Genomic DNA, 24,263 nt, shown 5'->3' with positions numbered 1-24,263 from the left:
GGAAAAATCCCCATGGATGACCAACTTCCCGTTACCGTGCTGTCCGGCTTTCTTGGCGCGGGAAAGACGACCTTGCTCAATCACGTACTGAATAACCGCCAGGGCTATAAGGTCGCGGTCATCGTGAATGATATGAGCGAGGTCAACATTGACGCCGCTCTGGTGCGCGAGGGCGGCAGCAATCTGTCGCGTACCGATGAAAAGTTGGTTGAAATGACCAATGGCTGCATTTGCTGCACGCTCCGCGACGATTTGTTGCAGGAAGTACGGAGGCTCGCAGAGGAGCGGAAATTCGATTATCTGCTCATTGAATCTACAGGCATTGCGGAACCGCTGCCCGTAGCCGCAACGTTTGAGTTTCGTGACGAGAGTGGCGTCAGCCTGAGCGATATCGCACGGCTGGATACGATGGTGACGGTCGTTGATGCGGTCAATCTCCTGCGCGATTATTCTTCCAGCGATTTCCTGAAGGATCGGGGTGAAACGGCCGGGGAGGACGACGAGCGTGCCCTGGTCGATCTGCTCGTCCAGCAGATCGAGTTTGCGGATGTCGTGGTGATCAACAAAGTCTCCACCGCTACATCGGATCAGGTTGATGCGGCGAGGCAGATCATTCGTGCGTTGAATTCGGACGCTGATATCATCGAGACCGACATGGGGTCTGTTCCTGTTGAGCAGATCCTGAATACAGGCCGTTTCGATTACGACAAGGCACATCAGCATCCGTTGTGGTTCAAGGAACTTTACGGCTTTTCCAGCCATGTTCCTGAAACAGACGAATATGGCATCCGTAATTTTGTCTATCGTGCGCGCCGTCCGTTCGAACCAGCGAAATTCCAGGCCTTCCTTGATCGGAACTGGTCTGGCGTCGTACGCGCCAAGGGCCATTTCTGGTTAGCTACGCGCCCGGACTGGGTAGGTGAAATGAGTCAGGCTGGAGCCCTGGTGCGAAGCGAGGCGATGGGGCTGTGGTGGGCTGCGATTCCGAAAAATCAGTGGCCGGATACTGATCAGTGGCGCGACTTCGTATTGGGAAACTGGGATCCGGTCTTCGGCGACCGTCGTCAGGAAATCGTCTTTATCGGCAATGGAGATATGGATGAATCCGGTCTTCGGCAGGAACTTGATGCCTGTCTTGTTCCAGATCTCGGAGACACCGCTTTTGAGCCGTCACGCTATGCACGCCTCCCTGATCCCTTTCCGCTTTGGCGTCGCCAGTCGGAAAGTCTTGAGTCGGCCTGAACGAATTCCCACACGCTATTATTGAGGAATATTTTCATGAAAACCCGAGCTGCAATTGCGTGGGAACCTAACATGCCGCTTGAGATCGATCTGGTTGATCTCGAAGGCCCGAAAGACGGCGAGGTTCTGGTCCGTATCGTGACCACGAGCCTGTGTCATACGGATATGTTTACCCTGTCGGGGCATGATCCGGAAGGACGTTTTCCATGTATTCTCGGTCACGAGGGGGTCGGGATCGTCGAGGATGTGGGTAAAGGTGTTACCTCTGTTGCTCCGGGTGATCATGTCATTCCGCTCTATATTCCCGAAGACCCGAACTGCCCGATGATCCGTTCGGGCAAAACCAATCTCTGCTCGACTATCCGCGAGACACAGGCGCTCGGTCTGATGCCAGACGGCACCAGCCGTTTTTCATACAAGGGCCGCCAGATCTTTCATTACATGGGCACCAGCACGTTCAGCGAATATACCGTGCTGCCCGAAATTGCCGTGGCGAAGATCACCAAAGAGGCGCCGCTTGCGAAAGCCAGCGTCATGGGGTGCGCCGTCCCGACAGGTATGGGAGCCGTGCGGAACGCCGCGAAAGTGGAAGCGGGATCGACTGTGGCCGTCTTTGGTCTCGGTGCGATCGGCATGGCCGTCATTCAGGGGGCTGTCATGGCCGGTGCTGCAAGGATCATCGGCATCGACACCAATCCGGCGAAGTTCCTGCTGGCCCGAAATCTGGGGGCGACCGATCTCGTCAATCCGACCGATCATACCGATCCAATCCAGAAAGTTATCGTGGAGATGACGGGTGGCGGCGTGGATTATTCCTTTGAGGCGATCGGTCGGGTCGATGTCATGCGAGCGGCCCTTGAGTGTTGCCATAAAGGCTGGGGTGAATGCACAGTCATCGGTGTCGCTGGGGCTGGCGAGGAGATCTCGACGCGGCCTTTCCAGCTGATCACGGGACGGGTCTGGCGGGGCACGGCCTTTGGGGGTGTAAAAGGGCGTTCGCAGTTACCCGGTATGGTCGATGAATGGCTGGCGGGGAAGTTTAGCGTTGACCCTTACATCACCCACAACATGACTCATGACCGGATCAATACGGCATTTGATCTTCTGCATCGGGGAGAGGCCATTCGCTCTGTCATGCATTATCAGCCGGGCGAAACCATGTCGAATGACCTACCTGGCAAAATTCTGACCGATCTTTAAGGAGACGAAATGTGGCTATGCTGAGACCAAATCCACGTGGTGATTTCCCCGTAGTTTCTGAAAGCGCCTTTATCGACCCGACCGCGATCCTGTGCGGTCATGTGATTGTCGAGGACGATGTCTTCATCGGTCCCTATGCCGTTATTCGCGCCGATGAAGCCGATGAAGACGGCCATGTCGAGCCCATCCGGATCGGGAGTGGGTCGAACATTCAAGACGGTGTGGTCATCCACTCAAAAGATGGCGCGGCCGTGACGATCGGGTCGCGCACGTCCATTGCACATCGCTCGATCATTCACGGTCCCTGCGCTGTTGGAGACGAGGTATTCATAGGCTTCAATTCCGTGATCTTCAACTGCACGGTCGAACGGGGTTGCGTGGTAAGGCATAACTCCGTTGTCGAAGACTGCGTCTTGCCGGAGCAGTTTTATATTCCGTCCACGACAACAATTCATTCGAATACAGATCTATTGACGATTACGCAGGTCACTCAGGATGCGACGGCATTTTCTGAGAGCGTCGCGGAGATGAATGTTAGTCTGGCACACTCCTATCGACGTATAGCCAATCAACTTTAAAACTTCCGTCAAGGGACGCAATTAAAGAGGTACGAACCAATTTTGGCTGAATGGGGACCTTATTCTCCTGGAAAAACCGGAGGGTTTTTAGAGCCCTCCGGTTTGTCGGTTCGGTGAACACCACGGGCGCCAGGAAATCCAGTTGGAACCGCATATCTGGCGATCATCTGCTAAGTGGACACTATCGTACCATGAGCAGTGGCCCACGAGGTTTTGCCTGACACGCCAGGATGTAGCCCGCCTTCTTGTCTGCCGCCGATAGACCGACTTCGCAACCGGTTGTGATGGTGCCTTTTATGAGCTTGACTTTGCAGTGTAGGTTGTGCCCGATAGCGAGAAGCTGATCGGATATTCCTTGGTGTCCGGCAGGTTATCTCCGTGCGACAGAACGCCGCCGAACGATTCACAGGCGATCCGTTCAGGTGAAGTCCCGAGTTCATCACACAATACAAGCGCCGCGGCGACCATAGCAACTGGGCCGCAAATACGCATATGATGATCGGCTATAAAACGGAAGGGAAGCCGTTCACCTACCAGCGGGCGTCGTCTGAACGAACGGATATCTGGCGTTTCGGCTCGCACGTGAATGATATACATGGTGCCCGCTCAGAATCCTGCGGGGCGTTTGTTTTCTTCCAACGCCGTGCATGCCGCTGCATTGTTATACGTTGTAACGATATCGTTCAGTGCGATCCTTGTGTTAACGCCGGTGCGTGCAGACCGAGTATTGATCGCTACACGAAAAAAATGATTAAAGCGCGCGGGATTAGACCATGCCGGCTGCGTCCGGCGCCTGTACTCTGCGAAGCGGCGGGCAAAAGCATTGTCTCTCTGACCAGTTAGCGGATCGCGAGACGGCACGACACAACGCTGACAGGGGTTTATTCCCAACCACTCTGTGCCACCAAGGTGAAACTCGACTTCGTCTCCAAGTCCTCCGAACAGTGCATCTTCCCAAAAAGCCGGGACGCCCCCGATCTCGATATTGGTCCGAAAGCGGGCCCGAACTTGCTCGACTGGCAACCCGAACCATATTCCAATCGTCTCTAGCGTCGCAACGCTGATGATAGTCGGACCAGGCGAATCCGTATCATCAGGATGTCCCGTAGTGGTATCCGCCCGAAGGTGGACTGGAAAACCGAAAAACCGACTTAGCCATGCCTCTATTGGTCTTGCAGTGCCATCAAGATTGAACAGAACAGTAGGCAGACCTCGACCAGAGTCATCTCGTAGGCTTACGGTCCGTTTATCAAGATCGAAACCAGCGCGGATGCGATGAATCTCTGCGTGGTTCTTGCCGTTAACCACACGCCCCTGTGCGTCAAATAGAGCCCAGCACCGGTCGTCTGCCAAGGCCCCGCTAGTAAGAACCCGCGCATTTGTGACTTCCACCGGATCCAATGATTTAATCGGAAAGATCAGAATGCGGGAGATAAACGGAACCGATCTGGTCATTTTTCATAATCTCGCGAGGAAATTTCAGATGTTAGAAACTATGTTGGAGCGGCGGATCTAATACGTCATGGCAGCCTTGTTTTGAGGACTGTATTGGTGATTGCAATGAGACGCCGTACGATAGCGACGATCACCAGTTTGTGTGGTTTACCCGATTGTTTCATGGGTTTGGAAACATCTTTCAGAAGGGTTTATGGCACGCAGTTGCCAATCCTGCCTGAAACAGGGGCTGACGGAGAAATCTTCCTCCCCTTGAAATGACACGTTTTCTATGCATCACGCCATTGTCATGAGCCATTGGTGCAAGTCCGGCCATGGCAGAGGCTTCTGTTGCCAGAATACGATCAAGTCCTGGCATTTCAAACGGATAGTGTTTCTTTTTCTAACTGATCCTGGCCACTCGGCCCCTCTGTTCTGACGTCGACATCCAAGGCTTGAATCACATCAGACCGATTTTCCAAACAGACTCTCAAGCCGTCGATGCCCGCCCGAGCCTGATCTTATACGGAAAAATGGAATAAGCGCTTGAATATAAGTGAGCGTTCACTTACCTTACTTCCGTAAGGAGAACCCATGCCGACCTCACGCCGTTCCAGATTGTCCGCGACTGACCGCAAGCAGGCCATCCTGTCCGCTGCAGCTCCCATTTTCGCCCGGCTCGGTCGGGACGGTGCGACGACCAAGGAAATCGCCAGAGCCGCTGGTGTTTCCGAAGCTTTGCTTTATCGGCACTTTACCAGCAAGGACGTGCTTTATGCGGCGCTTGAAACTCACTGCGTTGAAGCGAATGCAGTTGGCAGCCGTATTCTCGCCGAGGTGACGCCTTCAACTGAAACACTGGTCATGGGTGTCGCCATACTCGTGCACGCAGTGTTTCCCGGTATTGGCGATGCGCAGTCTCACGAAGACACCAAACGCCTTGTGACGGCCAGCCTGCTTGGCGATGGCCAGTTCGCAAAGGCGTTCCTCGACCAGCATGTAAAGCCGTGGGTCAGCGTTTTTTCGCAATCATTCAGGGCGGCTCAAGACGCGGGAGACGTCGAATCTGGCATTCATATCGGTCATGCAGAGATATGGTTCGTCCATCATCTAGCGAATACTTTGCATCTCATCAGCCTGCCCGACATCACGGTCGTTGAATACGGCATCACACGAGACAAGCTGGTCGAGAACACTATCCGGTTTCTGTTGCGCGGGCTCGGCCTCCAGAACGCCGTCATAGACCGGCATTACGACCCGAAAAAACTCAAGATGATCATTATATCAATGGATCAGAAAATATGATGGAACCGATCAGGACTATAGGCGTCATCGGTGCAACGGGGCGGCTTGGCGCGCCAGTTGCAGCGGAACTGGCAAAACATTTTCAGGTGAGGGCAATCGTTCGTTCGCCAGACAAAGCTCGGAGGATACTGCCGCCTAATGTCGAAATCGCCCAGGCAGATCTGCGGGACATTGCGGGGTTGCACAAGGCGCTCGACGGGGTGGATGCGCTCTATCTCAACCTTGCGACCGACACGGCGGATTTGACGCTTCCCTTCTACGAAGAGAGGGAGGGTGTGCGGAACTTGATGAGCGCCATCAAAGGGTTGAATATTAATTATATTGCTAAAATCGGTGCTCTGGGCGCCTATCCTCCCGCGCTCAACACTATCAGACATAACATCGTGCCCAATATTATTCGGATGGAAGGGCACAAAATCATCGCGGATTCCGGTATTCGTCATACGTTTTTCGCGCCGACCCATTTCATGGACCTGCTCCCAAATATGATCAGCGGTCGAGCGCTCCAGTGGATCGGGAATACACACATCAAAATCTGGTGGATCAGCTCCGCCGATTATGCGCGCTGGGTGATTGAGGCGTTTCAGAATCCTGAGGCAATGCCTGTACATTGCCCCGTACAGGGGCCGGAAGCGATCTCCGTCAGGCAGGCGCTGGAGCGGTTTGTCCGAAATTATGATCCGACACTTAAAATTCGCGTGGCTCCACTTTGGATCATGCGGATGATCGGTCTTTTTAATCCGAAAATGAAGTTCGTCGCGCATTTGTTTGCGTATTTCGGGGATCACGAAGATCCGTTCTATGCCGAAAAAATCTGGCAGGAACTGGGCAAGCCCACAACGACGCTCGAGATGTTCGCGCAGGAGCTGCGGCAAAGTCGGCATTTACAACAAGGCGCGAAATGAGCGGGTCAGGGAATAAAGCGATGATCACACCTAAATGTCTGAAAGACGGCCAAACAGGACGGGTCATGCCGGTCGTAGACTTTAATCGCTGTGAGGGAAAAGACGCCTGCGTCGCCGTATGTCCTTACGACGTGTTTGAAGTGCGCAAGATCGATCCGTCCGATTATCGCGATCTTTCATTTGTGGGCAAAATCAAGAGCTATGTCCACGGAGGGATGGTCGCCTATACCCCGCATGCTGATCAATGCCGTGCTTGTGGTTTGTGTGTGAAAGCATGTCCTGAGCGCGCAATCAAATTGGTAAAAATTTGACGTTCATACAAAGATGACTGCGCATTTTTTTCTATAATCAGAATTTCTGCTGATGTAAGTCGTCATGACTCCTCGTGCTTTGGGGAAGCTATGACAGCCTATCTCTTTCTGGAGAGATTTATCTGTCATAGCTATTTTGAGCGCCCATTAAAAATCTCACTTTACATGACTACCCAATACTGATGCGACAGCATCGCGCAGCCATACTGCGGCAGGATCACGATCACTCCGGGCTGACCAGATCATCGATACTGCCGGGATACGCAAGTTCAGTGGAACGGGACGGATCGTTAAACCGAAATGCGCGGCATGTTGCTGAGCGATCCGGCTGGGAAGCGTAGCCAGAACGGGGGCGGCTGCTGCGGCAGCAAGTGCCGTCAGAAAATCTGATGCAGCGAGGACCACGTTGAGTTCCTGACCAATCTGCATCAGTGCGTCTGACAGGCATCCCTGGATGTCATCTTTCAGCGTCATGAGAACATGGGGCAATGCAAGATAACGCTCAACCGTGATTGGAGCATCCGGATCGATCAGCTTCGGGTTGAAGCAGCAGACGAGAGACTGCTCATACAACGATACCCCACAATGGCGTTCCAAACCGAAATCAAAACACCCAACTGCGATATCCAGCGCCCCCGTATCCAGTAATGTATAGACCTCACTCCGAGGAGATCCACGTGACAGCAGTCGTATTCCAGGTGCATGCCGTTGCAAATAGGCCGTCAGTTTAGGCATCAGAAAGACTTCAAGTTCGGACGAAAAGCCGAAACGAAAGATGCGCTGTTCCGTCGCAGGATCAAATTGTTCCTCAGACATCAGGATGTGCTGAGCCTGCCTTAACAACTCCGCAACATGTGACGCCATGGTTGACGCTTTGGCGGTCGGTTGCATGACAGCACCGGTTCTGACGAGCACATCATCGTCCAGTAACATTCGGAGGGTGGCGAGTGCATGGCTCATTGCGGGTTGTTGAATGCGAAGGCGTCGTGCCGCCTTTGTGACGCTGCGTTCTGAAACGAGGGCGTCGAAAGCAATCAGAAGATTGAGATCGAAGGAACGAAGATTGAAATGATCAATGGGTTTCATATTTCAAATCGATTTGTATGATGTTTGCGCGCACCCTAACGTCTGATGCGACGTAAAACAATCGTATTGAGTCAATCATGGCAGCAGCTTTTCAAGTGGGTGACGCCCGTGTCACGCGTATTCCCGAACTTCATTGGGATAACGCGCGCCCTCACAAACTGTATCCGGATATCGACGCTGAGGCACTTGCAATATTCGGTCCGTATTTGACGCCAGGATCATTTAACCCCGTGACCGGTGGGCTCGCGCAGGGAACTCATGCGTGGCTTGTTCAGGTTTCTGGTCTCAATATCCTGGTTGATACCGCCACAGGAAACGACAAGCCGTTACCTGCCGCACCGGCACTGGATCATCTGCATACGTCGTTTCTCGAACATCTTGCAGCCGCAGGCGTACAACCGGAGCAGGTTGATACCGTTCTGCATACGCATATTCATGCCGATCATGTTGGATGGAATACGCGTTTGCACAACGGAAAATGGGTGCCGACCTTTCCGAAAGCCCGTCATGTTTTCTCAGTGATTGAGGCCCGATACGGCGCCAGCAATGACGGTATTGACCCTGCTCCAGACCTACCTCCAGAGATCTTAGGGCGCCCGGACCATCGCCCACTCCCACGTGTCTATACAGACAGCATGCTCCCCGTTATCGAAGCCGGGCTGGGAGAGGCGATTATCATCGACGGTCAAGATCTTCTTGCAGGTTTCTCTTTTCATCCGACCCCTGGGCACAGCATCGATCATGCCTCGATCCGGCTGCGGTCGGATGGTGAAGACGCGTGGTTTACAGGAGATGTCATGCACCATCCTCTGCAGGTTTATCGTCCGGATCTGCGGTCCGTTTACTGCGAATTCGTTCAGCCTGCCGAGCGCTCGCGGCAGTGGTTTCTTGGAGAAGCGGCGGAAAGCGGGAGTCTCTGCTTTACCAGTCATTTCGCGGAAACGGGTGCCGGATATGTCAGGCGTCGTCCAGAAGGTTTTGCATGGGAATTTGCGCAACTAAATGTAGGAGACGCCAGATGACAAATCTGCTTATGGAAAACCTGTTCATTCCGAGTGATACGGACAATATCTCGCTTCATCTGCGCCATAAACGACGTGCAGACATCCAGATATTTGGTTCACAGCGCACTATCTTGCTGATGCATGGCGCGACGTTGCCGGCAGAAAGTCTTTTCGATGTTCCTGTTGGGGAGGGGGCATTCATGGATGTTCTCTCGCGGGAAGGATTTGACGTTTATGCGCTCAACGTGCGGGGCTTCGGAGGATCAACGCGTCCTGATGGAATGGGAGGTGCACCTGAAGCTGCGCTGCCTCAGGTCAGGACCGAAACAGCAGTACGCGATCTGAGTACTGCTGTTGACTATCTTCTCGCAACGCTTGCCATCCCACGTCTTTGCCTGATCGGAATGTCCTGGGGTGGCACGGTTACCGGCGCATATACGGCTGCTCACAATGACAAGGTGGAGAAATTAACGCTGATTGCACCGCAATGGATCAATGACGGGGTTTCTCGTCTGGATCCGGGTGGTCCAGTGCCTGCTTATCGCCGCTTTAATGTTCAGGCATTTCGCCAGCGCTGGCTTGAAGGCGCACCTGAGCAGAAACGCGAAGAGATTCTGCCAGCAGGGTGGTTTGAACAGTGGGCCGCAGTTATTCTTGCGAGCGATCCCGCAGAGCAGGATGGAGTGATCCGGGCGCCTGCGGGTGTCATTCAGGATGTGCGTGACTACTGGTCCGCAGGGAAGGCGTTTTACAGTCCCGAAAAGATCACGGTCCCGGTTCTTCTGCTTCATGCTGAGTGGGATTTGGATGTAACTACTCAGCAGATGGGAAACCTGTTTCCACGTTTTCTCAATGCCCCGTATCGTCGCTGGACGGAGATTGGGGAAGGAACGCATATGGTGGTTATGGAAAGGAACCGATGGCAGGTGCTTGAAGAAATTCTGATCTTCCTGCGGACTGCCCCTCATTCAAAGGGTTAAATTCTAGGAAGTGTCCTGATCTGCCGCGTGTTTGACCTGTTCTAGCGGGATAGACGCGATCCATCATTGAAGTGGATCTCGTCGGGATTGCTTGCAAAACGAGCTGCTTTCTCGTCCAGGAAAAATGAGCACTCTCAGGTCGCCTCGGCCGCAGCATTTCGCCTGATAGCCTGAGGCGGCTGATGGAACTCCCGCAGGAAGGCGCGTCGCATCCGTTCGGGATCATGAAAGCCTGTCATGACGGCGATGGCTTCAATGGGGAGGGTAGATCTCTCCACCTGCTCGCGTGCGGCTTCGAGACGCAGTCGTTCGACTGCTTTTGCGGGGCTCATCCCCACCGCTGCCCGGAAACTGCGAGAAAAATTTCGGGGGCTCATGCCGGCCTGACTGGCCAGAATATCCACGGTCAGGCGCTGTTCCAGGTTGGACCGGATCCATCCCAACAGTTCGGCAAAGCGTTCCTGAGGGCTCGTCATCTCGAGGAGTGCCGAGAACTGGGACTGTCCTCCGGGACGGTGATAGAACACCACCATTTGCTGCGCCGTACGACGGGCAATATCGGCCCCAAGATCTTCGGCAATCAACGCCAGCGCCATGTCGATGCCAGCGCTGATCCCCGCAGATGTCCAGATCAGGCCATCATGAATATGAATGGCATCTGCCGAAACCCGGATTTTAGGGAACTGTGCTGCCATGGCCGGGGCTTGTTGCCAGTGTGTCGTCACACGACGGCCATCAAGCATGCCAGCTTCTGCCAGCAGGAAAGCCCCTGTACACACACTGCAGATACGTCGCGCATTTCTGGCCTGATGCCTGATAAAGTTCAGTAATTCTGGGCAGCTCATAGCCTGCCTGTGGCCTTCGCCTCCGACAACGATAAGCGTATCGAACGACCCTGCCGCCGCGAGCGGAACCGTCTCGATCGTCATCCCGGAAGACGACCGGACCAGACCACCATGGTGGGACAGGGGCGTCATCTCATACGGAGCCGCCCCAAATCCTCCGGCAAGCTCGAAGGCTGCCGTCACTCCGGCAGCGTCGAGCAACTGGAAGTCTGGATAGAGAAGAATACCGATCTGTCTGGTCATGGCTTGAAATGAGGGATCGTTGTCCTTTCGTCAAATGCTCTTTTGGAAAACACTGACAGGTCTCGGATCAACTCGTGATCCGTCCCCGAACCAGAGGCGGAATTCCCAATGTCCCGACCCCCATTGCCTCCCTTCAATGCTGAAACTGCTGTTCAGAAAGTCCGTCTCGCGGAAGATGCCTGGAATGGCCAGGATCCTGAAAAGGTGGCGCAGGCCTATACGACCGATAGCCAGTGGCGCAATCGCCTGGAATTCATCCACGGACGCGAGGACATCGTTGCGTTCCTGACGCGCAAATGGGAGCGCGAGCAGGAATACCGCCTTATCAAGGAACTTTGGGCTTTTCAGGATAACCGGATCGCGGTCCGCTTTGCTTATGAGTGGCAGGATCAGGCCGGACAGTGGTTCAGGTCCCATGGGAACGAGAATTGGGAGTTCGATGAAAACGGGTTGATGCGTTACCGCGCAGCGTCAATCAACGACCAACCCATTTCGGCGACCGACCGTCTGTTCCGATGGCCTGAGGGACGGCGTCCGGACAGTCACCCCGGTCTTTCGACGCTAGGATTGTAACTGTCCGGACGCGTTTCCTTAAGGCGTTGACTGGAACGCCTTGCGGCCTTCTGCGTCCAGCGCCGCGAAGTCTTCATCGGACAGTGTGATGTCGGCAGCCGCGACATTCTGTTCCAGATGGGCGACCTTGGACGTGCCAGGGATCGGAAGCATCGCCTTGCTGCGCATCAGGACCCAGGCAAGAGCAATCTGGCTTGGATGCGAGCCGTATTTCTTCGCCATCGTGTCCAATATGGATCCCGGCCTGGCGAGGTCGCCGGCGGCGAGAGGGAACCACGGGATGAACCCGATGTTCTGCTGCGTGCAGTAGTCGAGTACGTCCTCGCTGGTGCGATCGACGAGATTGTAGCGGTTCTGGACGGTCGCGACCTCGAAGAATTTCGATGCTGTTTTGATGTTGTCGACAGAGACCTCGCTCAGTCCTGCATGACGGATCAGTTTCTGATCAATGAAGGAGCGGACCGCGTCGAACTGTTCGTCTGCCGGGACTCTGGGATCGATCCGGTGGAGTTGCCACAGATCAATCTGCTCGACGCCGAGGTTGCGCAGGCTTTTGTGCACCTGCTGCAATAGATATTCTGGGCGTCCGACCGGTTTCCAGATGTCGGGGCCGGAGCGGGTGAGGCCGCCTTTCGTCGCGATGACCAATCCTTTGGGATAGGGATGCAGAGCTTCCCTGATCAGCCATTCGGAGACGTCCGGACCATAGGAATCCGCCGTGTCGATGAAATTGACGCCGAGTTCTGGGAGGCGCTTCAGTGTGCGGATGGCCTCGTCGTGATCGGCGGGCGGTCCCCATATACCCTGGCCAGTGATGCGCATCGCACCGAAACCAAGCCGGTTGATGCCGAGATCGCCGCCAATCCTGAATGTGCCTGATCGGGAAGCGTTAGAGGGGGACTGGATCATGGGTTTAGGTTCCTTCATGACAATGTCGTCTCTGAGGCCAGTATCTCGGCCAGTCTGTCGAAAGCTGGCTGGTAGATCTGTGTCGGCATCCGGGCCTCCATACTGGCGGCATGTTCGGCTGGGGCCTCGAACTGCCCCCGCCATTGGATGAACGTGTGGTCGCTCTTCGTTATGGGAAGAAGGCTGATGGTAGAGCGATAGTTCCGGACCGGCAGGGCTGATTCAACGATCGAGAACGTGACCGCGTGATCCACGTCGGAGAGTGCCAGAAGCTGTTCGCGGATGAGTCCGACATCCCCCATCTCAACCAAGCGGATTGCGCCGACGCGGTCACCGGACTCATTGCCTTCGATCGCGCAGCTTCTGACGCCCGGCAACCAGCGTCCAAGGGCGCCAAAATTACGGACCAGCCGCCAGACAGAGGGAAGGGATGCAGGAATGATACTACTGGCCATAACGTGGATCATGAGGCTGGCTTCGCTTGGAATTGTGTGGCCCTCATAGCGACTGCCCTCCCGTCACCTCGATGCGTTGGCCATTCATCCAGCGCATGTCGTCCGACAGAAGGGCACGGACCGCAGCTCCGATATCGTCGGGCTGTCCGACACGCCCGAGGGGTGTGATGTCTGCAAGGCTTTTATTGATCGTGGCATCGTCACGGACCAGACCACCACCGAAGTCCGAGGCGATCGCACCAGGGGCGACGGCGTTGACGGTAATGCCTCGCTCTCCCAGTTCTTTTGCCATGTAGAGTGAGATGACTTCGGTAGCGGCTTTCATGGCTGAATAAGGTCCATGATCCGTTAGGTAGAAACGGGTCGCGGCAGAGGTAATGTTGAGAATACGACCGCCGTCCCGAATCAGGGGCAGGAGGGCCACCGTCAGAAGATAGGGGCCTTTGAAATGGATGTTGTACTGGTTATCGAGCTGTTCGGATGTCGCAGCATCGAAGCGAGTGTGAATGATATTGCCTGCGTTCTGAACGACATAACTCAGTGCACTGTGCTCGAACTCATGTGAGAGAAGTGCTCTGACCTGTCCGGAAAAATCCGCGAACGATTCATGGTCCACGATATCCAGCTTCAGCATGCGCAGTTTTGCATTTTGGCCGACGAGGGCTGCTTCGGCAGCGTTCGCCTCGTCTTCGTTGGAGTGATAGGTCCCGATCACGTTGATGCCCGAGGCAATCAGATGTTTCGCGATACTGTATCCGATGCCGCGATTGGCACCCGTGACGAATGCGATGTCCTGTTTGCTCATAACTGGATTCCTTGGCCGAGACACGGCGATGTGTTCCGGAATTTAATTCCGTACTGGATGGTCCATAATATGTGCGCAAAACAGGGTCAAGGAGTTATGGAGTGGTCGATATGGAATTAACGGCATAAGGCTTGGCCTGTTGCAGGCTCATCAATGTCTGGCAGACCGTTTCACGGCGTGGTGAGCAGCGCGTTGGCATCCCATAAGGTCAGAAGCGAAGTGATGGCGGCATCCAGATGTGTTGACGTCATCCCGTCCCGCGCTTCGCATGTCATGCCATGGAAAAATGTCGCGAAAATATCGGGCAGGGCCGCTGTTGTCGCGCAATCGCGCAGTTCGCCGCGGGCAATCGCGCGCTCCACGCAGACCCGGATTCCGGTCCGCGTCCGCTGGCGCTCTGCAGCGAGAAGGGCCTGAACGGCTTCGTTTTCGGGCGAACAGTTACTGGCGCCCGAGACGACCAGACAGCCACAGGGATGCGTCCGGGTCGCCTGCATACGCGCTGAACCGCGCAAAGTCCGTTCAATCGCATCCCGCGGTATCAGGTTTTCGTCCCATAAGGGCGACATCACCTGTCCGTAGGTCGCCAGATAATGCTGCACGACTTCGCGAAACAAGGCTTCCTTCGAGCCGAACGCGGCATAGAAACTTGCCGGCGAAATATTGCCCATGCAGGATTTGAGCTGTGTCAGGGAGGTCGGTTCGTAGCCCTGCGCCCAGAAAAGCGTCATGGCGGCATTGAGTGCTTTGTCCCTGTCAAACTCCCGGGGACGCCCTGTTCGCGCCATGGTATTGCTCCTTTTGAAAGATTTTCATATTAAGTGATCCAGAAGTAATTGCCAAGAATTTACGCTCTCATATATAGATCATTCGATCCATATATGAGAGCCGCATGACCTCCAAGACGATACCCCTTCGCAGAAGTCCCGATGACAGATTACCTATGGCCGGCTTACTCGCCTTGGCGATGACTGGCTTCATCTGCATTATGACTGAAACTCTTCCTGCAGGTTTGCTGCCTGAGATCGGGGCTGGGCTGCATGTTTCCCCCGCCTTGGCAGGGCAGATGGTCACGGCTTACGCCTTGGGCTCCCTGAGTGCTGCGATCCCGCTAACATTGGCCACACAGCGCTGGCGGAGAAGGCGGGTTCTACTGCTGGCGATCATTGGTTTTGTAGTTTTTAACTCCATCACAGCATTCTCGACGGATTATGACCTGACCCTCGTGGCGCGATATGGCGCGGGTGCAGCGGCAGGGCTCGCCTGGGCCCTGCTGGCCGGCTATGCACGCAGAATGGTGACACCCGCTCAGCAAGGACGTGCTCTGGCTATCGCCATGGTTGGCACGCCGATCGCGCTTTCTGTAGGTGTTCCGGCGGGCACTTGGCTGGGCGCGGCTGTGGGATGGAGACTGGCCTTCTGGATCATGTCGGGTGCCACCTTGCTGTTAATTGTCTGGGTTCTGGCGAAGGTTCCTGATTTTCCAGGCCTTGCACATCATGAGCGCCAGCCGTTCGGTCATGTCCTGCGAACACCGGGGGTGCGATCTGTTCTGGGCGTCGTGGTAACATGGATGCTCGCGCATAACGTTCTCTACACTTATATCGTACCGTTCATTACACCGGCAGGGCTGGCAGGAGAGGCGGACCGCATCCTCCTGCTTTTTGGCCTTGCTGCCCTTGCAGGCATCTGGCTCACCAGTTGCACGGTCGATCATGCCCTCCGGCTTTCTGTTCTGGTCAGTCTGGCAATATTCGCTGCTGTTGCAGTTTTTTTTGCAATTGGATCAGCATCGCCTGCGGTGATCATGATTGGCGTTACGATATGGGGTCTGACTTTCGGAGGGGCCGCGACGTTGCTCCAGACGGCTCTGGCTGATGCAGCCGGGGAGGGTACAGATGTTGCGTTATCGATGAATGTCGTCGTCTGGAACAGCGCCATAGCCGGCGGTGGCCTGTTGGGTGGTGTGTTGCTGGAAACGTGGGGAGCTCTGTCATTCCCCTGGATTGTGATGGCACTCGCTGCTGTAAGCTTCCTGATCGCATGGCAAGCCCGCTCCTATGGGTTCCGACCTGGCCATCGGCTCGGGCATGGAAAAGAAAACTGAGTATTCGATGACAAGCAGCGGATTGCGTTACCGCGTGATCACGCCCTGGCTAAAGATTGGTGCGCCGCTATACCTGCCAGGACACCCGACGCTGCTGCGACCGTTGCATTATGCATCGGGCTAGCCGCATCCCCAGCTACATAGACCCCGGACACAGAGGTTGCGCCCCAGGTATCGACCTTGATGAACGGACCGGTAGGTCCGTTTTCCAGAATACAGCCCAGATCCTCGGCAATCGGGCTGGCAGGTCTGGTTTTCGGTACCGTGAACACAGCTGCGACTTCAATGAGCCGTCCATCCGCCAGCTTCACGGCATCCAAACCAGGAGCATCTCCGATGAGAGAAATGATTGGAGTACGTTCGATCACGACGCCGCGCTTGTTAAGCAACATTGCCTGCTCTGGATCAGGCTCGTAAATTCCCTGAGTGAAGTAAGTTGTTGGCCCCCAATCGGGTATTAATGTTGCCTGATGGATTGACATTGGGTTTGTGGCGATAATTCCAAGCTGATGATTGCGGACCTCATATCCGTGGCAATAAGGACAATGAAGAACGGTCTTGCCCCATCGTTCCGCTACACCAGGGATATCGGGCAAAGTATCGGAAACGCCAGTAGCGAGTATCAGCCGCTTCGCCTGAAATTTTGCTCCGTTGGCTAGAGACACAGTAAACGTCTTGCCATTCCGTGCCACCTTCTGCGCGTCGTTCTGCAAGATCTGCGCAGTTGGATATCGCCGTAATTGTGCAGTGGCTTCACGCATAATGGTGTTCGGCGCTTTGCCGTCCTGGCCGAGGAAACCATGAGACGCGTCTGCGAAGCGGTTTCGCGGTAAGCCAGCATCGATCAGCAAAACGCTCATGCGAGCCCGTGCCAGCTGAATAGCTGCCGCTTGTCCGGCAAAGCTGCCGCCTATCACGATCACATCATACATGGTTAAATCCTATTCAACTTCATATGTAATGTCTGAAGTTACATATATGCATATCAGCTTTTTGCAACTCTTGATGTGACATGATAGAAGAGCCTAAAGGGCAGGCGATGCAACTGGACGGGCGATTATCGAGAATGATGCATTTGCTGATCCATATGGATCGCGCGAATGGGCCCATCACCTCCGGTGAAGCAGCGGAAATGCTGCATACCAATCCGGTTGTTATTCGGCGTACGATGGCAGGCCTGCGGGATGTGGGGTTCGTTCGTTCCATCAAGGGGCACGCTGGCGGGTGGACGCTTCTGAAGCCGCTGGAAAGTATCTCGATGCTTGATGTCTACAAAGCCGTGGGGCAGCCACGTATTTTCGCAATTGGCCTGGCCGACCCGGCGCCCGATTGCCTCGTCGAGCAGGCCGTAAATGCGTCAATGACGAGCGCACTCGAAAAAGCTGAGGCGCTTCTGATTGCTCAACTAGGCGAGGTCACTCTTGCAGCAATCGCCAAAGATTTTGACCGGCGCTTTTCTGCGTCTTGTGCGAGCTCTCCCTGAACCAGGGTAGTCTGCCGCTTTAGAGCTCAAAAAGCTTTGCAGTTACTCGATGGAATGAAGCTCAAACGTAAAGCCGCACAATGCATAAAAATGGTAGCGGCTGTTTGCAGGGGACCCTTCTTCTATGTGAGGTGTGCTTTGAGAGACCTTTTTGCCATAAACCTGTCTTTCATCGCGGAAACAAACGTTCGAACATTTACGGACTGACGTTCTTTGGCAGGGAACAGGATGAAGACCGGAAGTACTGAGGCGGGGGTGTCAGTCAAAATTCTTCGAAGCTGCCCATTTTCAACAAATTGGTGAGTTTGGTAGGATAATGCCGTGACGATGCCTAGATCTTCGGTGGCGGCTGTGAGAGCCGCATCGACACTGTTCACGAAAAGCCGGGGCGAGACTTTTATCGAAAAACCAGATTTCCCGCCCTGTCGCCACTCAGAATATCCCGCTGCATATTCATTAACCTCAATGAGGCTATGCGTTGCGAGATCCTCAAAGACCTGTGGCTCTCCGTGTTTCTTCAGATAAGCTGGGCTGGCAACAAAAATTTTCTGGACCTCTCCGATTTTCTGCATCTTCAGGGCGCTGTCTTGTGGAGGCGCAATCCGGATGGCGAGATCAACTCCTTCTTCCACAAGATGAACAACCCGGTCTGTCAAAAAAAGCCTGATGTTCAATTGCGGCCAGGCTTTTAAAAGTTCTGTGACAACGGGAAGGACGTGTACCCGTCCAAAAATAACGGGGGCGGTAATCGACAATACTCCTTGGGGAGCAGTCCTCGCACCTTGCGCTATAGCAATCGCACCATCTAGGTCGAAAATCGCTGCCCGACACCGAGCCAGAAACACCACGCCTTCAGTGGTCAGATGTACAGAGCGGGTTGTACGGTTGAATAAGGAGATTCCGAGAGCTGTCTCGAGGCTTCTCACCGTCCGTGTTACCGTTGTTGCGGAAAGACCCAGCTTTCGGGATGCTCCGACAAAACTGGCGTGATCGGCCACGGCCATAAAGATCCGCAATGCCGGAAGGTCGATCAGATCTCTCTCCTGTAATCAACAAATTATAGCCACAAAACGTAATAATGAAGTGCGCTTTTGGTAGATTATCGCACGCTTTGTTGCGTGAGAAGACAACGTATCTGTTCAACCGTTTTTTTCGGGAGTTCCCCATGAAGCTCTATTATCATCCCCTTTCGGGGCATGCGCATCGGGCGCACCTCTTTCTCTCTCTTGTCGGCTTGCCTCACGAATTGACGCTTGTCGACCTTGCCGCGGGTGAGCAGAGAACTCCGGAATTTTTAAGGCTGAACGCCTTTGGAGAAATTCCCGTTCTAGATGATGACGGGACTATCATTGCGGATTCCAATGCCATCCTTGTTTATGTCGCGCGAAAAATGGGGCCATCTCATTGGCTGCCAGAGGACCTAGTAACAGAGGCGGAAATTCAACGCTGGCTGTCTGTTGCGGCAGGAAAAATCACATATGGATGCTGTGCTGCGCGTCTTGTGACAGTCTTTGGAGCCCCCTTCAATCCGGAAGAGGTCATCCAGCGTGCTCATGACACACTCAAAGTGATCGAGCAAACCTTGCTGGGCCGGACCTGGATCGCAGGAACCCAAGAACCGACAATCGCGGATGTCGCGCTTTACAGTTATGTCGCGAGAGCTCCGGAAGGAAATGTTGATCTATCAGAATACAAGGCCATTGGTAGATGGTTGCAGCGCACGGAACGCCTGGAGGGATTTGTTCCATTCGCGAATATTGTAGCGGATTTAAAAACAGGAGAGGCGCAATGAACTTCTCTCATCTGAGTCTAGATCATGTAGGCATTCGTGTGACGGATCTCGCCGTTTCCGAACGGTTTTATGCCAAATTTGGCTTCATCCGTGATCCAGAAGAATACGCTCCAGCGGTGAAAGCCTGTGGTCTACATCACCCATCCGGGCTTCGTATTCATCTTATTTTTAATGGTGTGTCAGACCCGGCTGGTAATATTCTGATGGATGTTCCTGTCAAATATCCAGGATACACACATGCGGCATTTATTATCGAAAGTATGGTGGGTCTTGTGGCCTGGCTGAAACAGGAACGGATTACGATCACAGAAGGCCCAGTGCATATGGGGCATGACAGACGCGTCGTCTGTTTTATTCGTGATCCAGACGGGAACGTTTTGGAATTTAACGAAATTCTCCAGTAATTTGTCTTTCTGGAACTCTGAATTTGATAGCCGAATGAGGACACCGATAATAAAATTCAGCCGATATCACTTAGATCGAGTACTACCAAGGTAGATTGTTCGACGCATACGCTGAACGAATGAATCAAGAAGGTCGACGCCGGTAAGCAGACTAGTCTTGAATTTCTATCTGTTCGTGCATTTTAAACCAGATCAGGGACGGAGAGAATGGAGCAGGGTTCATGAGGCGGCATGCCTACCATTCGTGGCGGCAAAGAGCGCGAGGGAGGCGAGGCACATGAGCGTTCCTGCGATCGCAAAGCCCCACCAACCTGCAATGCTGTAGAGTGCGGCCCCGCAAGACGATCCGAGCGCACCGCAGACGAACACACCGCCCATATAAGCAGCATTCAGGCGTCCGCGCGCAGTGTCGTTGAGACTGTAAACCACGCGCTGGCTGATGACCTGATTGGTTTGCACCCCACCATCCAGCAGCAGCGCAAGTACCGCGAGGACGATAATCCAACCTGCAGCGACGGCCCAGCCCGAGGTGAGAGACGTTGCGCCTACGAGTGCGATTGCGCTCAGTGTCGCCGGACGGGTCAGTCCGGCGTCAGCCAAGCGTCCTGCGAGAGGAGCGGCCAGTGCGCCGCCTGCTCCCGCGAGTGCGAAGAGGGCAATCTTGCTCTGGCTAAAGCCGAACTGGGCATGAAGCAAAAGCGGAATGGCGGTCCAGAACATGTTGAAGACAGCGAAGACGAGACCATGACAGGCGATGCGAACCCTTAACGTCCTGTATTGGACCAGAAGATGCATGATCGACCGCAAGAGGCTTCCGTAAGACATGCGACGGGTTGGGGCCTGAACGGGCAGAACGCGCGCCAGCCCAAGACCCGCGAGCATCATGACGACAGCAGAGACCCAGAACACGGCTCGCCAGCCGAACGCGGCCGCCATAGCGTTTGCGACGGGCCGCGAGAGCATGATCCCCGACAGCAGACCGCCCATGATATTGCCGATCGTTCTGCCACGTTGACCGGGTTCCACGAAATGCGTGGCGAGCGGCAGCAGAATCTGCGATCCCACGGAACACAGACCGATGGTGACGGAAAACAGCATGAATGTCGCGACTGAGGTGCTGAGCGCCGCTCCGATCAGACTGACGACAAGCCCGGCAATCGTTAGGAGGATCAGACGACGGTTTTCGGACTGGTCGCAGAGCGGCACGATCAGGACCAACCCAGCCCCGTAGCCGAGTTGGGTCAGCGTGACGATACTTCCCGCCCATGTGGAGGAAATGGCCAGTGCACTCGTGATGGGGCCGATCAGAGCCTGCGCGTAGTAGATGTTCGCGACCGTCAGGCCGCACACCCCGGCGAACAGTCCGGTTATCGCCGGTGTCAGGCGGAATGTCGTGTGAGCGGTAGCGTTTGTCACGGGCGGCCTTCTGGCAACTTTTGAGGCGAGTGGCGGCTCAGAACGTGTTCCTGAAAATGATCTCGTCTGTCGGAAGGATGCCGCCGGTCGGGTGAGGGGACTTGGCACATTTACCGACCGCGACGAACATGACGATTTCATGGTCCTCGGGAAGATTGATCAGCTTGCCCACTGCGTCGAAGTCGAAACCGTCCATCGGGCATGTGCCGTAGCCCATGCTTTCGGCCTGTAGCATGATGGCTGCCGCTGCCATACCGCACGAGCGCATGCCTTCGTCGCGCTGGACCTGTTCGCGTCCACGATAATACTGATCGATCGCGCCGGTCATGAATTGCTGCACTTCGGTGGAGGCGTTTTCCCAGTAGCGCGTGGTGGATTTCTCCCACGCCTTGATGTCAGCGCAGAGAACCAGAAGCACGGAAGAGTCGGTAACCTGAGCTTGATCCCATGCGACGGCGCGGATCTTGGTGCGCAGTTCTGGATCGGTCACGGCGACGAAGCGCCAATTCTGGATGTTGAACGCCGTTGGCATACGGCGGGCGAGACCGAGCAGTGTGTCGAGTTCAGCGTCCGTCATGCGGTGGTCGGGATCGAAGACTTTGGTAGCGCGGCGTTGCAGAATGGCACTGGCGACGTCGAGGGGCATGACATTTCTCCTGTTGTGTGGCTCTGTTGTACAATTTACCCTGTCAACGCGGAGAGGGCATTAAGGGTGCTTAGGCTTATGAGACGGCCCGTCTGATGGGTGTTCCATCGTTCCCCTTGGCCCGTCCGGGATAGCCGTAGGCCTACAGAGTTTCATTTCGGGTGATGGCATCTTTGCTGATGCGAGGCGCCATAACACTACATTCTTTTTGGGAGGTATGATCTACCATGTATCAGGGCTGGTAATGGTTTCATGAGATCGCCTTGTGTCATACACACTACCAGCCGTGACGCTGACTGGCGATCTCTTCATCGTCGGGGATCTGTTCCCGAGACTGGGGCCGGAGCATAGCATCACTGATATCGCTTCCTATCATGTCTATGCTCCTGATTTATATGGCTATTCATGGAATTTTTCAAATGTACGGAAGGAAAAAGAAAGGCATGTTTAAGACATTACTATTTCCTAACATGCCCTTCAGGAAGAATACTAGCGCGTCATAGATTTAAACAATTGTGTCTGTTCGACCAGCGCGCGTTCGGTTGGCAACCGTTCCATACTCGATGCACCATAAAATCCATGGCAATCAGGGCAAGCCTTGAGGACTTTCTGGGCATCTTCAGGCATTGCAATCGGTCCGCCATGGCAAAGAACGATGACGTCGTCTCTCACACTTTTGGCAGCATCCGTCATCTGGTTGATCAGCGTTATACAGTCGTCCAGTGTGAATGCTGTTTCTGCACCAATATTGCCACCAGTTGTCAGGCCCATGTGGGCAACCAGAACATCCGCGCCCGCTTTTGTCATGCTGACAGCTTGCTCTGGGTCGAAGATATAAGGGGTCGTGAGCAAATCTTTCTTGCGGGCCCGAGCGACGACATCCACTTCCATAGCATAGCTCATGCCGGTTTCTTCAAGGTTTTTTCGGAATGTACCGTCAATCAGCCCGACTGTCGGGAAGTTTTGTATACCAGAAAAACCCACCCTGCGTATTTCGTCGAGGAATACATCAAAGTCCACAAATGGATCGGTACCATTCACGCCGGCAAGTACTGGCGTGTTTGGGACAACTGGCAGCACCTCACGTGCCATCTCCATAACGATCTGATTGGCGTTGCCATAAGCAAGCAAGCCCGCAAGTGAACCGCGTCCAGCCATGCGGTAACGACCGGAGTTATAAATGACGATCAGATCGATGCCGCCCTCCGCCTCACATTTGGCGGAAAGACCTGTTCCTGCTCCGCCCCCAACGATGGGGCGCCCTTCTGCGATAAGGCCGCGCAAACGACCAAGAATAGTTTCGCGTGCAATGCTAGGCATTGAATTCGGTCTCCTTGAACATTGTCTGAAATTCGTCCGCCATTGCCTGAGCAAAAGCAGAATCATTGAGCGCATATGGCAGGCGTATCAGCCTTCGCCTTGCGCTTTCGCGCAGCATCCCTGATAACGCCGCGACGAATGCTTCATCGGCTTCGGGATCGAAAAAGACCTCTCCAGCCGCATCAAGTAAAGAAAAGCCGCCTTCCGGTATAAAGAATGCGACGGGGCCTTCGCAGTGATTCAGGCGTTCGGCAATCATTTGCCCCATCTGACGACATTCTTCGGCTGATGTACGCATCAGTGTGATGTGTGGGTTATGCTCTACCAGAACACGATTTCTATAATTTTGTGGAACCGTATCTCGGGCAGCGAAATTGACCATGTCGAGACCACCGCAACTGCCGACATAAGGCACTTTAGTGCGTTCAACTGCGCCGAGCCGGTCTTCTCCACAAGGAAAAATACCATTCGCAATGAGGTCGCAGAATTCCGTTGTTGTAACGTCAATTACACCGCGTATGACTCCACGATCAATAAGCTGTTCCATCGAACGACCACCCGTGCCGGTGGCGTGAAACACCAAACAGTCAAACTGATGATGCAAGGTATCAGTCAGGTGTGTGACGCAGGGTGTCGTTACACCAAACATCGTCAAGCCAATCGCAGGGCGTTGGTCTTCGGGTTCATGCGTCGCAGAACGCACCATACCGGCCATGGCATTCGCTGCGTTTTCGAGCACTCGCCGCGACACACGGTTCAGCCCTTGCATATCGACCACGGAATACAGCATTGCTATATCGGATCCACCAACATAAGGCGCAACGTTTCCAGATGCCACGGTGGACACAAGAATTTTTGGAATACCGATGGGCATTGCCTGCAAAGCAGGTGCTACCAGTGCGCTGCCTCCAGACCCCCCTAGTGCCAGTACTCCTGCCACATCAGGGCGCGAGGAGAGATAGTGCAACAACGCGTCAGACATTCCTGCAATTGCTGGACCTCTGACATTCCCGAATACGGCATCGGGCCCACGCGGGTGGCATGATGCGACGTCCCATGCCACGACATCGGTGGCTTGAATGACACCGGTGCAATTGTGTCCTGTGGAGACATCGACAACTCTGGAGAGCACACCACGTTCCGACAATTTGGTTTGCAGATAACGGAGTTCTGCGTCCTTGGTGTCTCGCGTTCCGATGAGATAGACGTATTTTGCCATC

Annotated in this window: 28 protein-coding genes; 13 read left to right on the top strand and 15 right to left on the bottom strand. The window is 54.5% G+C overall.

Annotated elements, in window-relative coordinates; translation table 11 throughout:
• Nucleotides 1–12 precede the first annotated feature (12 nt).
• From zigA to HKD28_RS09695, 3 genes are read left to right on the top strand one after another with little or no spacing between them, the layout of a single operon-like run.
• Nucleotides 13–1,242, top strand: a complete 1,230-nt coding sequence (zigA, locus tag HKD28_RS09705; protein WP_077804058.1) for a zinc metallochaperone GTPase ZigA — start codon at nucleotides 13–15, stop codon at nucleotides 1,240–1,242.
• Nucleotides 1,243–1,278: 36 nt separating this feature from the next.
• Nucleotides 1,279–2,442, top strand: coding sequence for an S-(hydroxymethyl)glutathione dehydrogenase/class III alcohol dehydrogenase (locus HKD28_RS09700; RefSeq protein ID WP_077804059.1), 1,164 nt, complete (start codon nucleotides 1,279–1,281; stop codon nucleotides 2,440–2,442).
• A gap of 17 nt (nucleotides 2,443–2,459) precedes the next feature.
• The gene (locus HKD28_RS09695) at nucleotides 2,460–3,020 is read left to right on the top strand and encodes an LbetaH domain-containing protein (RefSeq protein WP_077804060.1); all 561 of its coding nucleotides are present in this window, start codon (nucleotides 2,460–2,462) and stop codon (nucleotides 3,018–3,020) included.
• Nucleotides 3,021–3,314: 294 nt separating this feature from the next.
• Here HKD28_RS09695 and HKD28_RS09690 read toward each other — a convergent pair whose 3' ends face one another.
• From HKD28_RS09690 to HKD28_RS15725, 3 genes are all read right to left on the bottom strand, one after another.
• Nucleotides 3,315–3,617 (bottom strand): ferredoxin reductase domain-containing protein, encoded by a 303-nt coding sequence (locus tag HKD28_RS09690; RefSeq protein ID WP_063904072.1) that lies wholly within the window; start codon nucleotides 3,615–3,617, stop codon nucleotides 3,315–3,317.
• A gap of 9 nt (nucleotides 3,618–3,626) precedes the next feature.
• Nucleotides 3,627–4,475 carry an MOSC domain-containing protein gene (locus HKD28_RS09685; protein ID WP_063904071.1) on the bottom strand — a complete coding sequence of 283 codons (849 nt, stop codon included), beginning with the start codon at nucleotides 4,473–4,475 and terminating at the stop codon, nucleotides 3,627–3,629.
• 181 nt (nucleotides 4,476–4,656) lie between these two features.
• Nucleotides 4,657–4,752, bottom strand: a complete 96-nt coding sequence (locus tag HKD28_RS15725) for a hypothetical protein (RefSeq protein WP_232309402.1) — start codon at nucleotides 4,750–4,752, stop codon at nucleotides 4,657–4,659.
• Nucleotides 4,753–5,048: 296 nt separating this feature from the next.
• Between HKD28_RS15725 and HKD28_RS09675 the strand changes: the two genes are divergently transcribed.
• Genes HKD28_RS09675 through HKD28_RS09665 form a run of 3 tightly spaced genes read left to right on the top strand, consistent with a single transcriptional unit; the run spans nucleotide 5,049 to nucleotide 6,975 of the window.
• Complete coding sequence (locus tag HKD28_RS09675; protein WP_077804062.1) at nucleotides 5,049–5,759, top strand: TetR/AcrR family transcriptional regulator; 711 nt, start codon at nucleotides 5,049–5,051, stop codon at nucleotides 5,757–5,759.
• Nucleotides 5,756–6,664: an SDR family oxidoreductase gene (locus tag HKD28_RS09670; protein ID WP_077804063.1), complete on the top strand. Its 909-nt coding sequence runs from the start codon at nucleotides 5,756–5,758 to the stop codon at nucleotides 6,662–6,664. The genes HKD28_RS09675 and HKD28_RS09670 overlap by 4 nt, the downstream gene beginning before the upstream one ends.
• A 20-nt stretch (nucleotides 6,665–6,684) precedes the next feature.
• A complete protein-coding gene (locus HKD28_RS09665) occupies nucleotides 6,685–6,975 on the top strand; it encodes a 4Fe-4S dicluster domain-containing protein (RefSeq protein WP_064275570.1) in 291 nt (96 codons plus the stop codon).
• A 156-nt stretch (nucleotides 6,976–7,131) separates the two neighbouring features.
• Here HKD28_RS09665 and HKD28_RS09660 read toward each other — a convergent pair whose 3' ends face one another.
• The gene (locus tag HKD28_RS09660; RefSeq protein WP_063904067.1) at nucleotides 7,132–8,061 is read right to left on the bottom strand and encodes a LysR family transcriptional regulator; all 930 of its coding nucleotides are present in this window, start codon (nucleotides 8,059–8,061) and stop codon (nucleotides 7,132–7,134) included.
• 77 nt (nucleotides 8,062–8,138) lie between these two features.
• Here HKD28_RS09660 and HKD28_RS09655 point away from each other — a divergent pair, with 77 nt between their 5' ends.
• Both HKD28_RS09655 and HKD28_RS09650 read left to right on the top strand, forming a co-directional pair.
• Nucleotides 8,139–9,083 carry an MBL fold metallo-hydrolase gene (locus tag HKD28_RS09655; protein ID WP_077804064.1) on the top strand — a complete coding sequence of 315 codons (945 nt, stop codon included), beginning with the start codon at nucleotides 8,139–8,141 and terminating at the stop codon, nucleotides 9,081–9,083.
• Complete coding sequence (locus HKD28_RS09650; RefSeq protein ID WP_077804065.1) at nucleotides 9,080–10,045, top strand: alpha/beta hydrolase; 966 nt, start codon at nucleotides 9,080–9,082, stop codon at nucleotides 10,043–10,045. The genes HKD28_RS09655 and HKD28_RS09650 overlap by 4 nt, the downstream gene beginning before the upstream one ends.
• 134 nt (nucleotides 10,046–10,179) lie before the next feature.
• On the opposite strand, the gene HKD28_RS09645 is transcribed toward HKD28_RS09650, so the two are convergent.
• Entirely contained in the window at nucleotides 10,180–11,133 is a 954-nt protein-coding gene (locus tag HKD28_RS09645) for a GlxA family transcriptional regulator (RefSeq protein WP_063904064.1), read from the bottom strand.
• Nucleotides 11,134–11,241: 108 nt separating this feature from the next.
• Between HKD28_RS09645 and HKD28_RS09640 the strand changes: the two genes are divergently transcribed.
• Nucleotides 11,242–11,706 carry a nuclear transport factor 2 family protein gene (locus tag HKD28_RS09640; RefSeq protein ID WP_077804066.1) on the top strand — a complete coding sequence of 155 codons (465 nt, stop codon included), beginning with the start codon at nucleotides 11,242–11,244 and terminating at the stop codon, nucleotides 11,704–11,706.
• 18 nt (nucleotides 11,707–11,724) lie between these two features.
• Here HKD28_RS09640 and HKD28_RS09635 read toward each other — a convergent pair whose 3' ends face one another.
• The 4 genes from HKD28_RS09635 to HKD28_RS09620 form a co-directional block, all read right to left on the bottom strand.
• The gene (locus HKD28_RS09635) at nucleotides 11,725–12,615 is read right to left on the bottom strand and encodes an aldo/keto reductase (RefSeq protein WP_077802257.1); all 891 of its coding nucleotides are present in this window, start codon (nucleotides 12,613–12,615) and stop codon (nucleotides 11,725–11,727) included.
• 14 nt (nucleotides 12,616–12,629) lie between these two features.
• Complete coding sequence (locus HKD28_RS09630; protein ID WP_063904061.1) at nucleotides 12,630–13,082, bottom strand: SRPBCC family protein; 453 nt, start codon at nucleotides 13,080–13,082, stop codon at nucleotides 12,630–12,632.
• Between the two features lie 31 nt (nucleotides 13,083–13,113).
• Nucleotides 13,114–13,875, bottom strand: a complete 762-nt coding sequence (locus HKD28_RS09625) for an SDR family NAD(P)-dependent oxidoreductase (protein WP_063904060.1) — start codon at nucleotides 13,873–13,875, stop codon at nucleotides 13,114–13,116.
• A gap of 170 nt (nucleotides 13,876–14,045) precedes the next feature.
• Nucleotides 14,046–14,663 (bottom strand): TetR/AcrR family transcriptional regulator, encoded by a 618-nt coding sequence (locus HKD28_RS09620; RefSeq protein WP_063904059.1) that lies wholly within the window; start codon nucleotides 14,661–14,663, stop codon nucleotides 14,046–14,048.
• Nucleotides 14,664–14,767: 104 nt separating this feature from the next.
• Between HKD28_RS09620 and HKD28_RS09615 the strand changes: the two genes are divergently transcribed.
• Nucleotides 14,768–15,982: an MFS transporter gene (locus HKD28_RS09615; protein ID WP_063904058.1), complete on the top strand. Its 1,215-nt coding sequence runs from the start codon at nucleotides 14,768–14,770 to the stop codon at nucleotides 15,980–15,982.
• 38 nt (nucleotides 15,983–16,020) lie between these two features.
• On the opposite strand, the gene HKD28_RS09610 is transcribed toward HKD28_RS09615, so the two are convergent.
• A complete protein-coding gene (locus HKD28_RS09610; protein ID WP_077804067.1) occupies nucleotides 16,021–16,914 on the bottom strand; it encodes an NAD(P)/FAD-dependent oxidoreductase in 894 nt (297 codons plus the stop codon).
• A gap of 80 nt (nucleotides 16,915–16,994) precedes the next feature.
• Between HKD28_RS09610 and HKD28_RS09605 the strand changes: the two genes are divergently transcribed.
• On the top strand, nucleotides 16,995–17,465 hold the full coding sequence (locus tag HKD28_RS09605) for an RrF2 family transcriptional regulator (RefSeq protein ID WP_233142702.1): 471 nt from the start codon (nucleotides 16,995–16,997) through the stop codon (nucleotides 17,463–17,465).
• 122 nt (nucleotides 17,466–17,587) lie between these two features.
• On the opposite strand, the gene HKD28_RS09600 is transcribed toward HKD28_RS09605, so the two are convergent.
• Entirely contained in the window at nucleotides 17,588–18,481 is an 894-nt protein-coding gene (locus HKD28_RS09600) for a LysR family transcriptional regulator (RefSeq protein ID WP_255376062.1), read from the bottom strand.
• Between the two features lie 149 nt (nucleotides 18,482–18,630).
• On the opposite strand from HKD28_RS09600, the gene HKD28_RS09595 reads away from it, so the two are divergent.
• Complete coding sequence (locus HKD28_RS09595; RefSeq protein ID WP_063904081.1) at nucleotides 18,631–19,257, top strand: glutathione S-transferase family protein; 627 nt, start codon at nucleotides 18,631–18,633, stop codon at nucleotides 19,255–19,257.
• Nucleotides 19,254–19,661, top strand: coding sequence for a VOC family protein (locus HKD28_RS09590; protein ID WP_063904056.1), 408 nt, complete (start codon nucleotides 19,254–19,256; stop codon nucleotides 19,659–19,661). Before HKD28_RS09595 ends, HKD28_RS09590 begins: the two co-directional genes overlap by 4 nt.
• A gap of 219 nt (nucleotides 19,662–19,880) precedes the next feature.
• Here the strand turns inward: HKD28_RS09590 and HKD28_RS09585 are convergent, their stop codons facing one another.
• From HKD28_RS09585 to HKD28_RS09570, 4 genes are all read right to left on the bottom strand, one after another.
• Complete coding sequence (locus HKD28_RS09585) at nucleotides 19,881–21,077, bottom strand: MFS transporter (RefSeq protein WP_244178138.1); 1,197 nt, start codon at nucleotides 21,075–21,077, stop codon at nucleotides 19,881–19,883.
• A 37-nt stretch (nucleotides 21,078–21,114) separates the two neighbouring features.
• Nucleotides 21,115–21,723, bottom strand: a complete 609-nt coding sequence (locus tag HKD28_RS09580; RefSeq protein ID WP_077804069.1) for a nitroreductase family protein — start codon at nucleotides 21,721–21,723, stop codon at nucleotides 21,115–21,117.
• 489 nt (nucleotides 21,724–22,212) lie between these two features.
• Entirely contained in the window at nucleotides 22,213–23,043 is an 831-nt protein-coding gene (locus HKD28_RS09575) for a phosphoenolpyruvate hydrolase family protein (protein WP_077804070.1), read from the bottom strand.
• Nucleotides 23,036–24,262 carry a Tm-1-like ATP-binding domain-containing protein gene (locus HKD28_RS09570; protein ID WP_194268039.1) on the bottom strand — a complete coding sequence of 409 codons (1,227 nt, stop codon included), beginning with the start codon at nucleotides 24,260–24,262 and terminating at the stop codon, nucleotides 23,036–23,038. Before HKD28_RS09570 ends, HKD28_RS09575 begins: the two co-directional genes overlap by 8 nt.
• Between the last annotated feature and the right edge of the window lies 1 nt (nucleotide 24,263).

The organism is Gluconobacter cadivus, from assembly GCF_015244745.1.
Classification (GTDB): domain Bacteria; phylum Pseudomonadota; class Alphaproteobacteria; order Acetobacterales; family Acetobacteraceae; genus Gluconobacter; species Gluconobacter cadivus.
This window is presented reverse-complemented; position numbering and strand designations above follow the sequence as displayed.